Origin of the sequence: Streptomyces sp. NPDC058045 (assembly GCF_042885635.1) — a bacterium.
Taxonomy (GTDB): domain Bacteria; phylum Actinomycetota; class Actinomycetes; order Streptomycetales; family Streptomycetaceae; genus Streptomyces.
Genome location: NZ_JBHVRR010000004.1, coordinates 31583 through 44034, shown reverse-complemented (window position 1 = coordinate 44034; position 12452 = coordinate 31583). Strand labels below are relative to the sequence as shown.

11 protein-coding genes are annotated in these 12452 nt (G+C 70.2%); all 11 read right to left on the bottom strand.

Translation table 11 applies throughout. From position 1 onward, the window contains the following. Nucleotides 1-5: 5 nt before the first annotated feature. From nuoL to ACFVST_RS04045, 11 genes are read right to left on the bottom strand one after another with little or no spacing between them, the layout of a single operon-like run. A complete protein-coding gene (gene nuoL, locus ACFVST_RS04095; protein WP_390146669.1) occupies nucleotides 6-1901 on the bottom strand; it encodes an NADH-quinone oxidoreductase subunit L in 1896 nt (631 codons plus the stop codon). A gap of 12 nt (nucleotides 1902-1913) precedes the next feature. Continuing rightward, nucleotides 1914-2213 carry an NADH-quinone oxidoreductase subunit NuoK gene (gene nuoK, locus ACFVST_RS04090; RefSeq protein ID WP_390146667.1) on the bottom strand — a complete coding sequence of 100 codons (300 nt, stop codon included), beginning with the start codon at nucleotides 2211-2213 and terminating at the stop codon, nucleotides 1914-1916. Continuing rightward, nucleotides 2210-3025: an NADH-quinone oxidoreductase subunit J gene (locus ACFVST_RS04085; RefSeq protein ID WP_390146665.1), complete on the bottom strand. Its 816-nt coding sequence runs from the start codon at nucleotides 3023-3025 to the stop codon at nucleotides 2210-2212. Before ACFVST_RS04085 ends, nuoK begins: the two co-directional genes overlap by 4 nt. After that, entirely contained in the window at nucleotides 3022-3693 is a 672-nt protein-coding gene (nuoI, locus tag ACFVST_RS04080; RefSeq protein WP_390146663.1) for an NADH-quinone oxidoreductase subunit NuoI, read from the bottom strand. The genes ACFVST_RS04085 and nuoI overlap by 4 nt, the downstream gene beginning before the upstream one ends. Further along, nucleotides 3686-5128 (bottom strand): NADH-quinone oxidoreductase subunit NuoH, encoded by a 1443-nt coding sequence (gene nuoH, locus ACFVST_RS04075; protein WP_390146661.1) that lies wholly within the window; start codon nucleotides 5126-5128, stop codon nucleotides 3686-3688. The genes nuoI and nuoH overlap by 8 nt, the downstream gene beginning before the upstream one ends. After that, nucleotides 5125-7635, bottom strand: a complete 2511-nt coding sequence (locus ACFVST_RS04070) for an NADH-quinone oxidoreductase subunit G (protein WP_390146660.1) — start codon at nucleotides 7633-7635, stop codon at nucleotides 5125-5127. The genes nuoH and ACFVST_RS04070 overlap by 4 nt, the downstream gene beginning before the upstream one ends. Then, on the bottom strand, nucleotides 7632-9011 hold the full coding sequence (gene nuoF, locus ACFVST_RS04065) for an NADH-quinone oxidoreductase subunit NuoF (protein WP_390146658.1): 1380 nt from the start codon (nucleotides 9009-9011) through the stop codon (nucleotides 7632-7634). Before nuoF ends, ACFVST_RS04070 begins: the two co-directional genes overlap by 4 nt. Next, entirely contained in the window at nucleotides 9008-9808 is an 801-nt protein-coding gene (gene nuoE / locus ACFVST_RS04060) for an NADH-quinone oxidoreductase subunit NuoE (RefSeq protein ID WP_390146657.1), read from the bottom strand. The genes nuoF and nuoE overlap by 4 nt, the downstream gene beginning before the upstream one ends. Continuing rightward, nucleotides 9805-11127 carry an NADH-quinone oxidoreductase subunit D gene (locus ACFVST_RS04055; protein ID WP_390146655.1) on the bottom strand — a complete coding sequence of 441 codons (1323 nt, stop codon included), beginning with the start codon at nucleotides 11125-11127 and terminating at the stop codon, nucleotides 9805-9807. Before ACFVST_RS04055 ends, nuoE begins: the two co-directional genes overlap by 4 nt. Beyond that, a complete protein-coding gene (locus ACFVST_RS04050; RefSeq protein WP_390146653.1) occupies nucleotides 11124-11885 on the bottom strand; it encodes an NADH-quinone oxidoreductase subunit C in 762 nt (253 codons plus the stop codon). Before ACFVST_RS04050 ends, ACFVST_RS04055 begins: the two co-directional genes overlap by 4 nt. After that, a complete protein-coding gene (locus tag ACFVST_RS04045; RefSeq protein ID WP_390146651.1) occupies nucleotides 11882-12436 on the bottom strand; it encodes a NuoB/complex I 20 kDa subunit family protein in 555 nt (184 codons plus the stop codon). Before ACFVST_RS04045 ends, ACFVST_RS04050 begins: the two co-directional genes overlap by 4 nt. Between the last annotated feature and the right edge of the window lie 16 nt (nucleotides 12437-12452).

Here is a 12452-nt window from a genome sequence, read left to right as displayed (position 1 = left end):
CGGTATCAGACCGCCCTCATCAGCAGGGTGGCGGCGACGAGCACCGCCGCACCGCCGAACATGGAGACCGCGTAACTGCGTGCGTAGCCGTTCTGCAGTTTGCGGAGCCGGCCGGAGAGGCCGCCCATCGAGGCCGCGGTGCCGTTGACGACTCCGTCGACCAGGGAGTGGTCGAGGTAGACCAGTGAGCGGGTGAGGTGTTCGCCGCCGCGGACCAGGACGACGTGGTTGAAGTCGTCCTGGAGGAGGTCGCGGCGGGCTGCCCGGGTGAGCAGGGAGCCGCGGGGTGCGGTGGCGGGCACGGGGCGCCGCCCGTACTGGAGCCAGGCCAGGGCCACACCGAGGACGAGGCAGACCATGGTGGCCGCGGTGACGGTGAGGGCGCTGACCGGGGAGTCGCCGTGGGCGTGCCCGGTGACCGGTTCGAGCCAGTGCAGGAAGCGGTCGCCGATGCTGAAGAAGCCGCCGGCGAAGACCGAGCCGAAGGCCAGGACGATCATGGGGATCGTCATGGAGCTGGGCGACTCGTGGGGCTCGGGTTCGTTGCCGTCGGCGTCCTTGGCCCAGCGCTTCTCGCCGAAGAACGTCATCAGCATCACGCGGGTCATGTAGTACGCGGTGATGGCGGCGCCGAGGAGGGTGGCGCCGCCGAGGATCCAGCCCTCGGTGCCGCCCTTGGCGAACGCGGCCTCGATGATGAGGTCCTTGGAGAAGAAGCCGGAGAGGCCGGGGAAGCCGATGATGGCGAGGTAGCCGAGGCCGAAGGTGGCGAAGGTGATCGGCATATGGCGCCAGAGGCCGCCGTAGCGGCGCATGTCGACCTCGTCGTTCATGCCGTGCATGACGGAGCCGGCGCCGAGGAAGAGGCCGGCCTTGAAGAAGCCGTGGGTCACCAGGTGCATGATGGCGAAGACGTAGCCGATGGGGCCGAGGCCGGCGGCGAGGATCATGTAGCCGATCTGCGACATGGTGGAGCCGGCGAGTGCCTTCTTGATGTCGTCCTTGGCGCAACCGACGATCGCTCCGAAGAGCAGGGTGACGGCGCCGACGACGGTGACGACGAGTTGGGCGTCGGGTGCCGCGTTGAAGATCGTTCCGGAGCGGACGATGAGGTAGACGCCGGCGGTGACCATGGTGGCCGCGTGGATCAGTGCGGAGACCGGGGTGGGGCCTTCCATCGCGTCCCCGAGCCAGGACTGCAGCGGCACCTGGGCGGACTTGCCGCAGGCGGCGAGCAGCAGCATCAGGCCGATCGCGGTGAGCTTGCCCTCGGTGGCGTCGCCCGCGGAGTGCAGGACGGGGCCGAACGCGAAGGTGCCGAAGGTGGTGAACATCAGCATGATCGCGATGGAGAGGCCCATGTCGCCGACGCGGTTGACCAGGAAGGCCTTCTTGGCGGCGGTGGCGGCGCTCGGCTTGTGCTGCCAGAAGCCGATCAGCAGGTACGAGGCGAGGCCGACGCCCTCCCAACCGAGGTACAGCAGCAGGTAGTTGTCGGCGAGGACCAGGATGAGCATCGCCGCGAGGAAGAGGTTGAGGTAGCCGAAGAAGCGGCGGCGGCGCTCGTCGTGCGCCATGTACCCGATCGAGTAGAGGTGGATCAGGGTGCCGACGCCGGAGATCAGCAGGACGAACGTCATGGACAACTGGTCGAGTTGGAAGGCCATGTCGGCCTGGAAGCCCTGTACGGGCACCCAACTGAACAGGTGCTGGTGGATGGTGCGGTCGTCCGCGGCCCGGCCGAGCAGGTCGGTGAAGAGGACCGCGGCGAGTACGAACGAGGTGGCGGCGAGCACGGTGCCGACGAGATGGCCGACCCGGTCGAACCGGCGGCCCCCGCACAGCAGGAGGGCCGCTCCGAGCAGTGGCGCCGCGATGAGCAGCGCGATGAGATTCTCCACTTCTGCGACCCCTCAGAGCTTCATCAGGCTGGCGTCGTCGACCGAGGCCGAGTGGCGGGAACGGAACAGCGACACGATGATCGCGAGCCCGACGACGACCTCCGCGGCGGCGACGACCATCGTGAAGAACGCGATGATCTGCCCGTCGAGGTTGCCGTGCAGCCGGGAGAAGGCGACGAACGCGAGGTTGCAGGCGTTGAGCATCAGCTCCACGCACATGAACAGCACGATGGCGTTGCGCCTGATCAGCACCCCGGAGGCGCCGATGGTGAAGAGCAGCGCCGCGAGGTAGAGGTAGTAGACCGGATTCACTGGGAGGCCTCCTCGGTCCTCGTCCGCTCCAGGCGCTCCTCGGAGCGCTGTTCCAGGGCGTGCAGATCGTCGAGTGCCTCGTCGGAGACGTCGCGGATCTGGCCGCGGGCGCGCAGCGTCCTGTTGACGGTGAGCTCGGACGGGGTGCCGTCGGGCAGCAGTCCGGCGATGTCGACGGCGTTGTGCCGGGCGTAGACGCCGGGGGCGGGGAGCGGCGGGAGTTGCTTGCCGTCGCGGATCCGCTGCTCGGACATCTCCCGCTGGGTGAGGGCCCGTTCGGTGCGTTCGCGGTGGGTGAGGACCATGGCGCCGACCGTGGCGGTGATGAGGAGGGCGCCGGTGATCTCGAAGGCGAAGACGTACTTGGTGAAGATGAGGGCGGCCAGGGCGGGGACGTTGCCCGCGGCGTTGGCTTCGCCGGTGCCCTGGAAGTTCTTCAGGGAGGCGTTGGCGGTGCCGGCGATGAGCAGGATGCCGAAGCCGAGGCCGCAGAGGGCGGCGAGCCAGCGCTGGCCCTTGATGGTCTCCTTGAGGGAGTCCGCCGCGGTGACGCCGACGAGCATCACCACGAAGAGGAACAGCATCATGATGGCGCCGGTGTAGACGACGATCTGTACGACGCCGAGGAAGTAGGCGCCGTTGGCGAGGTAGAACACCGCCAGGACGATCATGGTGCCGGCGAGGCAGAGGGCGCTGTGCACCGCGCGCCGCATGAGGACGGTGCCGAGGGCGCCGAGCACGGCGACCGTGCCCAGCACCCAGAACTGGATGGCCTCACCGGTGGAAGTGGTGTAGGCGGCAAGGCTGTTCATCGACCGCCCGCCTTCCCGGAGGCCTGGTCACCGGAGGCGGTGCCGGTGTCGGCGCCGCTCTCGGTGTCCGCGGCGGACTCGGGGGTCTCGCCCTTGGAGACCGCGGTCTGGCGTTCGGTGCCGGGGGCGGCGTGGGTCACCAGGCCCCGGTAGTAGTCCTGTTCGTCGGCGCCGGGGTAGAGGGCGTGCGGCGAGTCGACCATGCCGTCCTCCAGGCCGGCCAGCAGTTGTTCCTTGGTGTAGATGAGGTTCTGCCTGCTGCTGTCGGCGAGTTCGAACTCGTTGGTCATGGTCAGCGCGCGGGTGGGGCACGCCTCGATGCACAGTCCGCACAGGATGCAGCGGGCGTAGTTGATCTGGTAGACGCGGCCGTAGCGCTCGCCCGGCGAGTAGCGTTCCTCGTCGGTGTTGTCGGCGCCTTCGACGTAGATCGCGTCGGCGGGGCAGGCCCAGGCGCAGAGTTCGCAGCCGACGCACTTCTCCAGTCCGTCCGGGTGGCGGTTCAACTGGTGGCGGCCGTGGAACCGCGGTGCGGTGACCTTCTGCTGCTCCGGGTACTGCTCGGTGAGCCGCTTCTTGAACATGGCCTTGAAGGTCACGCCGAAGCCCGCCACCGGGTTCATGAACCCGGGCTCGGTGCTCTTGCCCTCTTCGGGTCGCTCAGCCATCGGACGCCTCCTTTCCTTCGCCGGCCCCGGATGTTCGGGGCTCGCCCTCGGGCTGGTCATTTCCGGGTGCGCCGCTGGGGATCAGTGCCCGCTCACCGCGCGGCCGGCGCCGCGGCACCGGCGGCAACTCCTGGCCGGGCAGCGGTGGTACGGGGAATCCGCCGGCCATCGGGTCGAAGGCGCCGGGCGCTCCGGCGCCGCCGGGTCCGCCCGGTGCGGCGGGGGTGGCGGCCTGGCCGTTCTGGCCGGCCCTGTCGCGGAACATGTCGACCACGAAGGAGAGCACCAGCAGGGCCAGCACTCCGCCGACGACGTACAGCGCGATCTCGCTGAAGTCGTAGTTCTCGTTGCGCAGTGCGCGGACGGTGGCGACGAGCATCAGCCACACCACGGAGACCGGGATGAGGACCTTCCAGCCGAGCTTCATCAACTGGTCGTAGCGGACCCGGGGGAGGGTGCCGCGGAGCCAGATGAAGAAGAACAGCAGCAGTTGCACCTTGGCGACGAACCAGATCATGGGCCACCAGCCGTGGTTGGCGCCCTCCCAGAAGGTGCTGATCGGCCAGGGTGCGCGCCAGCCGCCGAGGAAGAGGGTGGCGGCCACCGCGGAGACGGTCACCATGTTGATGTACTCGGCCAGCATGAACATGGCGAACTTGATGGAGGAGTACTCGGTGTTGAAGCCGCCGACGAGGTCGCCCTCGGACTCCGGCATGTCGAAGGGGGCGCGGTTGGTCTCGCCGACCATCGTCACGATGTAGATCACGAAGGAGACCGGCAGCAGCAGGATGTACCAGCGGTCGTGCTGCTGCTCGACGATGGTCGAGGTGGACATCGAGCCCGAGTAGAGGAAGACGGAGGCGAACGCGGCGCCCATGGCGATCTCGTAGGAGATCATCTGGGCGCAGGAGCGCAGGCCGCCGAGGAGGGGGTAGGTCGAGCCGGAGGACCAGCCGGCGAGCACGATGCCGTAGATGCCGACGGAGGCCACCGCGAGGACGTACAGCATCGCGATGGGCAGGTCGGTGAGCTGCATCGTGGTGCGGTGGCCGAAGATCGAGATCTCGTTGCCGGCGGGGCCGAAGGGGATCACCGCGATGGCCATGAAGGCGGGGACGGCGGCGACGACCGGCGCCATCACATAGACCAGCTTGTCGGCCCGCTTGACGACGACGTCTTCCTTCAGCATCAGTTTGACGCCGTCGGCGAGCGACTGGAGCAGTCCCCAGGGGCCGTGCCGGTTGGGGCCGATGCGCAACTGCATCCAGGCGACGACCTTGCGTTCCCACACGATGGAGACGAGCACCGTCACCATCAGGAACGCGAAGCAGAACACGGCCTTGATTACGACGAGCCACCAAGGATCGCGGCCGAACATCGACAGGTCTTCCGCAGCGAGCGGCAGCCCCGCGGGTACGTGGACCAGAGGCGTCATGACGTCACCTCCGTTACCTCCTGGGACTCCGGCAGGGGGGCCGGGCCGATACGGACGAGTTCACCGGGGCGGGCGCCCGCGTCGGCGGCGACACCGGAACCGGTGGAGTTGAGCGGCAGCCACACCACGCGGTCGGGCATCTCGGTGACCAGCAGCGGGAGTTCGACCCGGCCGGCGGGTCCGGTGACGGCGAGGACGTCGCCGTTCTTGACGCCGGCCTCGTCCGCGGTGGCGGCGGAGAGCCGGGCGACGGCGGCGTGCCGGGTCCCGGCCAGTGCCTCGTCGCCCTCCTGCAGCCGGCCCAGGTCGAGCAGCAGACGGTGTCCGGCGAGTACGGCCTCACCGGCCGCGGGCCGCGGCGCGGGGACGGTCGCGGTCTCCGGGTCCGCCGCGTGCTCCCCGGTCCACACGCCGAGCCGCTCCAACTCGCGGCGGGCGGTGTGCAGATCGGGCAGTCCCAGGTGCACGTCCATGGCGTCGGCGAGCATCTGGAGCACCCGCAGATCGGCGGGGGCCACCGAGCGCGTCATCTGGTCCGGCTTCAGCGCGGTCTCGAACGGGCGGCCGCGGCCTTCCCAGGTGAGGAAGGTGCCGGACTTCTCCGCGACGGCCGCCACCGGCAGCACCACATCGGCGCGTTCGGTGACCTGGCCGGGCCGCAGCTCCAGGGAGACGAGGAAGCCGACCTCGTCGAGGGCGCTGAGGGCGGCCGCCGGGTCCGGCAGGTCGGCCGGCTCGACACCGGCGACCAGCAGGGCGGCCAGTTCGCCGCCGGCCGCGGCGGCCAGCATCTCGCCGGTGTCGCGCCCGTAGCGGTGCGGGAGTTGGGCGAGGCCCCAGGCGGTGGCGACCTCGTCGCGGGCCCGCGGGTCGGTGGCGGGCCGGCCGCCGGGCAGCAGGGAGGGCAGCGCGCCGGCTTCGACGGCGCCGCGTTCGCCGGCCCGGCGCGGGATCCACACCAGGCGGGCGCCGGTGGCGGTCGCGGTGCGGATCGCGGCGGTGAGCCCGCCGGGTACGGCGGCCAGCCGCTCGCCGACGGCGATCACGGCGCCCTCGCCGCGCAGTGCCTCGGCCGCGGCGGTGCCCGGTTCGGTGAGGCCGACGCCGCCGGCGAGTGCGTCCAGCCACTCGGTCTCGGTGCCGGGCGCGGCGGGCAGCAGGGTGCCACCGGCCTTCTCCAGGCCACGGGTGGCGTGGGTGGCGATGGCGTAGGTGCGCTGCTGGTGCTTGCGCCAGGCCTTCCGCAGCCGCAGGAAGACGCCGGGCGCCTCCTCCTCGGCCTCAAGTCCCACCAGCAGTACGGCGGGTGCCTGCTCCAGCGAGGTGTAGGTGACGCCGGTGCGGTCCAGGTCGCGGCCGCGGCCGGCGACGCGGGCGGCGAGGAACTCGGCCTCCTCCGCGCTGTGCACCCGGGCCCGGAAGTCGACGTCGTTGGTGTCGAGCACGACCCGGGCGAACTTGCTGTAGGCGTAGGCGTCTTCGACGGTGAGCCGGCCACCGGTCAGCACGCCGGTACGGCCGCGGGCGGCGAGCAGTCCGCGGGCCGCCGCGTCCAGGGCCTCCGGCCAGCTCGCCGGGCGGAGTTCACCGCTGTCGGCGTCGCGGACCTGGGGGGTGGTGAGGCGGTCGGGGCGCTGCGCGTAGCGGAACGCGAAGCGGCCCTTGTCGCACAGCCACTCCTCGTTGACCTCGGGGTCGTCGGCGGCGAGGCGCCGCATGACCTTGCCGCGGCGGTGGTCGGTGCGGGTGGCGCAGCCGCCGGAGCAGTGCTCGCACACGCTCGGCGAGGACACCAGGTCGAACGGCCGGGACCGGAACCGGTAGGCGGCCGAGGTGAGCGCGCCGACCGGGCAGATCTGGATGGTGTTCCCGGAGAAGTACGACTCGAAGGGGTCGCCCTCGCCGGTGCCGACCTGCTGGAGGGCACCCCGCTCGATGAGTTCGATCATCGGGTCGCCGGCGACCTGGTTGGAGAAGCGGGTGCAGCGCGCGCACAGCACGCAGCGTTCCCGGTCCAGCAGTACCTGGCTGGAGATCGGGACGGGCTTCTCGTAGGTGCGCTTGCGGCCTTCGAAGCGGGAGTCGGGGTCGCCGACGGACATGGCCTGGTTCTGCAGGGGGCACTCGCCGCCCTTGTCGCAGACGGGGCAGTCCAGCGGGTGGTTGATGAGCAGCAGCTCCATCACGCCGCGCTGCGCCTTCTCCGCGACGGCCGAGGTGAGCTGCGTCTTGACCACCATGCCCTCGGTGCAGGTGATGGTGCAGGACGCCATCGGCTTGCGCTGGCCCTCGACCTCCACGATGCACTGCCGGCAGGCGCCGGCCGGGTCGAGCAGCGGGTGGTCGCAGAAGCGCGGGATCTCCACGCCGAGCTGCTCGGCGGCGCGGATCACCAACGTGCCCTTGGGGACGCTGAGTTCGATGCCGTCGATGGTGAGGGTGACGAGGTCCTCGGGCGGCACGGCGGCCTCGCCGCTCCCGGAGGGAGCCCCGGTCGTCACGGTCATGCGGTCACCTCCGTGTGCGTGTCCGCCCAGGCCGTGGACTTGGCCGGGTCGAAGGGGCAGCCCTTGCCGGTGATGTGCTCCTCGTACTCCTCGCGGAAGTACTGCAGCGAGGAGAAGATCGGGGAGGCGGCGCCGTCGCCGAGGGCGCAGAAGGACTTGCCGTTGATGTTGTCGGCGATGTCGGCGAGCTTGTCGAGATCGGCCATGGTGCCCTTGCCGGCCTCGATGTCCCGCAGCAACTGGACCAGCCAGTACGTCCCTTCGCGGCAGGGTGTGCACTTGCCGCAGGACTCGTGGGCGTAGAACTCGGTCCAGCGGGTGACGGCGCGGACCACGCAGGTGGTCTCGTCGAAGCACTGGAGGGCCTTGGTGCCGAGCATGGATCCGGCGGCGCCGACGCCCTCGTAGTCGAGCGGGACGTCGAGGTGCTCGTCGGTGAACATCGGGGTGGAGGAGCCGCCGGGGGTCCAGAACTTGAGGCGGTGCCCGGGGCGCATCCCGCCGCTCATGTCGAGGAGTTGCCGCAGGGTGATGCCGAGCGGCGCCTCGTACTGGCCGGGGCCTGAGACATGACCGCTGAGGGAGTACAGCGTGAAGCCGGGGGACTTCTCGCTGCCCATGGAGCGGAACCAGTCCTTGCCGCGGTGCATGATCGCGGGAACCGAGGCGATGGACTCGACGTTGTTCACCACGGTGGGGCAGGCGTAGAGGCCTTCGACGGCGGGGAAGGGGGGCCGCAGCCGGGGCTGGCCGCGGCGGCCCTCCAGCGAGTCGAGCAGCGCGGTCTCCTCACCGCAGATGTACGCGCCGGCGCCGGCGTGCACGGTGAGGTCCAGCTTCAGGCCGCTACCGAGGATGGCCTCGCCGAGGTAGCCCGCCTCGTACGCCTCGCGGACGGCTTCGTGCAGCCGGCGCAGTACGGGGACGACCTCGCCGCGCAGGTAGATGAAGGCGTGCTCGGAGCGGATCGCGTAGCAGGCGATCACGATGCCCTCGATGAGGCTGTGCGGGTTGGCGTAGAGGAGCGGGATGTCCTTGCAGGTGCCGGGCTCCGACTCGTCGGCGTTGACCACCAGGTAGTGCGGCTTGCCGTCGCCCTGCGGGATGAACTGCCACTTCATGCCGGTGGGGAAGCCGGCGCCGCCGCGACCGCGGAGCCCGGATTCCTTCACATAGGCGATGAGGTCGTCGGGCTGCATCTCCAGGGCCTTGGCCAGGCCCTGGTAGCCGTCGTGGCGCCGGTAGCCGTCGAGGGTCCAGGAGTCGTCCTCGTCCCAGAACGCGGACAGTACGGGTGCCAGGAGCTTCTCCGGGCTGCCGTCGCCGCCGGCGTCCGGGCGGGGCGCCCCCGGGGTCTCGGTGGACACGGTCATCACTCCCCCTCCTCACGGGCCGGGCCTGCGGGCTGCTCGGGGTCGGACTGCGGGGCCTCCTGGGGCGCCGCGTCCCTGGGGTGGACGACGCGGGCCGCGGTGTTCTCGCCCTTGGCGAGGCGCAGCCCGGTCAGCGAGGCGGGGCCCGCGCTGCCGCCGGCCGCGACGGCTCCGTCCCGCTCGTCGGGGAAGCCGGCCAGGATGCGCGCGGTCTCCTTGAAGGTGCAGAGCGTGGCGCCGCGGGTGGGTTCGACGCTGTCGCCGGCGCGCAGCCGGTCGACGAGGTCCTTGGCGGACTCCACGGTCTGGTTGTCGAAGAACTCCCAGTTGACCATGACCACGGGGGCGAAGTCGCAGGCCGCGTTGCACTCGATGTGCTCCAGCGTGACCTTGCCGTCGTCGGTGGTCTCGTCGTTGCCGACGCCGAGGTGCTCCTGGAGCGCCTCGAAGATCGCGTCGCCGCCCATCACCGCGCACAGCGTGTTGGTGCAGACCCCGACCTGGTAGTCGCCGCTCGGCTTGCGCCGGTACATCGTGTAGAAGGTCGCGACGGCGGTGACCTCGGCCGTGGTCAGCTCCAGCAGGTCAGCGCAGAACTTCATGCCGGTGCGGGTGACGTGGCCTTCCTCGGACTGCACCAGGTGCAGCATCGGCAGCAGCGCCGAGCGGGAGTCGGGGTAGCGGGCGATGATCTCCCGTGCGTCGGCCTCCAGGCGGGCCCGGACGTCGGCCGGGTACTCGGGGGCGGGCAGTTGGGGCATTCCCAGGCTGACGCCCCGCTCCGATCCAGTGGCGGTCACCGGTCAACGCCTCCCATCACGGGGTCGAGGGACGCCACGGCCACGATGACGTCGGCGACCTGGCCGCCCTCGCACATCGCCGCCATGGCCTGCAGGTTGGTGAAGGACGGGTCGCGGAAGTGGACCCGGAAGGGGCGGGTGCCGCCGTCGGACACGGCGTGCACACCCAGCTCGCCCTTGGGGGACTCGACCGCCGCGTAGGCCTGGCCGGGCGGTACCCGGAAGCCCTCGGTGACGAGCTTGAAGTGGTGGATCAGGGCCTCCATGGAGCTGCCCATGATCTTCTTGATGTGGTCCAGCGAGTTGCCCAGGCCGTCGGGGCCGAGGGCGAGCTGCGCGGGCCAGGCGATCTTCTTGTCGCCGACCATGACCGGGCCGGGCTCAAGCCGGTCGAGGCACTGCTCGACGATCCGCAGCGACTGCCGCATCTCCTCCAGGCGGATCAGGAACCGCCCGTAGGAGTCGCAGGTGTCGGCGGTCGGGATGTCGAAGTCGTAGTTCTCGTAGCCGCAGTACGGCTGCGCCTTGCGCAGGTCGTGCGGGAGGCCCGCGGAGCGCAGGACGGGGCCGGTGGCGCCGAGCGCCATGCAGCCGGCCAGGTCCAGGTACCCGATGTCCTGCATCCGGCCCTTGAAGATCGGGTTGCCGGTGGCGAGCTTGTCGTACTCCGGCAGGTTCTTCCGCATGGCCTTGACGAACTCGCGGAGCTTGTCGACGGCGCCGGGCGGCAGGTCCTGGGCGAGGCCGCCGGGGCGGATGTAGGCGTGGTTCATCCGCAGGCCGGTGATCAGCTCGAACACGTCGAGCACCAGCTCACGGTCCCGGAAGCCGTAGATCATGATGGTGGTGGCGCCCAGCTCCATACCGCCGGTGGCGAGGGCCACCAGGTGGGAGGAGAGGCGGTTCAGCTCCATCAGCATGACGCGGATGACGTTGGCCCGGTCCGGTACGTCGTCCTCGATGCCGAGGAGCTTCTCCACCGCGAGGCAGTACGCCGTCTCGTTGAAGAACGGCGTCAGGTAGTCCATGCGCGTCACGAACGTGGTGCCCTGCGTCCACGTGCGGTATTCGAGGTTCTTCTCGATGCCGGTGTGGAGGTAGCCGATGCCGCAGCGGGCCTCGGTGACGGTCTCGCCGTCGATCTCCAGGATGAGCCGCAGCACACCGTGGGTGGAGGGGTGCTGGGGGCCCATGTTGACGACGATGCGCTCGTCGTCGGCCTGGGCGGCGGCCTGGGCGACCTCGTCCCAGTCACCACCGGTGACCGTGTAGACGGTCCCCTCGGTGGTTTCGCGGGGGGCGGCAGAAGGCGTTGTCATGAGTAGGACCTCCGCTGGTCCGGGGCGGGGATCTGGGCGCCCTTGTACTCGACGGGGATGCCGCCGAGGGGGTAGTCCTTGCGCTGCGGGAAGCCCTGCCAGTCGTCCGGCATCATGATCCGGGTGAGCGCGGGGTGGCCGTCGAAGATCATGCCGAAGAAGTCGTAGGCCTCCCGCTCGTGCCAGTCGTTGGTCGGGTAGACCTCGACCAGCGACGGGAAGTGCGGGTCCTGGTCGGGGGCCGAGACCTCCAGGCGCAGCAGCCGGTTGTGGGTGATGGAGCGCAGGTGGTACACGGCGTGCAGCTCACGGCCCTTGTCGTGGAGGTAGTGCACGCCGCTGACACCGGTGCAGAGTTCGAAGCGGAGCGCCGGGTCGTCGCGGAGGGTGCGGGCCACCCTCAGCAGGTGCTCGCGGGCGATGTGGAAGGTGAGTTCCCCGCGGTCCACGACGGTCTTCTCGATGGCGTTCTCCGGGAGGAGGTCCTGCTCCTCCAGGGCGCCCTCCAGCTCGTCGGCGACCTCGTCGAACCAGCCCCCGTAGGGGCGGTTGGCCGGTCCCGGCATCCGCACCGACCTGGTGAGGCCACCGTAACCACTGGTGTCACCACCGTTGTTGGCGCCGAACATGCCCTGCTGGACGCGGATCTCCTCGCCGCCCTCGCCGCGCTGGCCCGGCAGGTTCTGCTCGCTGAGCTCCTGCTCCGGGTTGGGCTCGGCGGGGCCGGGCTCCGGGCGCTTGCCCTGGTCGTCGCTCATCGCAGCAGCCCCTTCATCTCGATGGTGGGGAGCGCCTTGAGCGCCGCTTCCTCCGCCTCCTGGGCCGCCTCCTCGGCGTTCACGCCGAGCTTGGACGTCTGGATCTTCTGGTGGAGCTTGAGGATGGCGTCGATCAGCATCTCGGGCCGCGGCGGGCAGCCGGGCAGGTAGATGTCGACCGGCACGACGTGGTCGACGCCCTGCACGATCGCGTAGTTGTTGAACATCCCGCCCGAGGAGGCGCAGACGCCCATGGAGATGACCCACTTGGGGTTCGGCATCTGGTCGTAGACCTGCCGCAGCACCGGCGCCATCTTCTGGCTCACCCGGCCCGCCACGATCATCAGGTCAGCCTGGCGCGGTGAACCGCGGAACACCTCCATGCCGAAGCGGGCCAGGTCGTAGCGGCCGGCGCCGGTGGTCATCATCTCGATGGCGCAGCAGGCAAGGCCGAACGTCGCGGGGAAGACGGACGACTTCCGCACCCAGCCCGCGGCCTGTTCGACGGTGGTCAGCAGAAAACCGCTCGGCAGTTTCTCTTCGAGTCCCATTGGTGTGGCCCCTCAG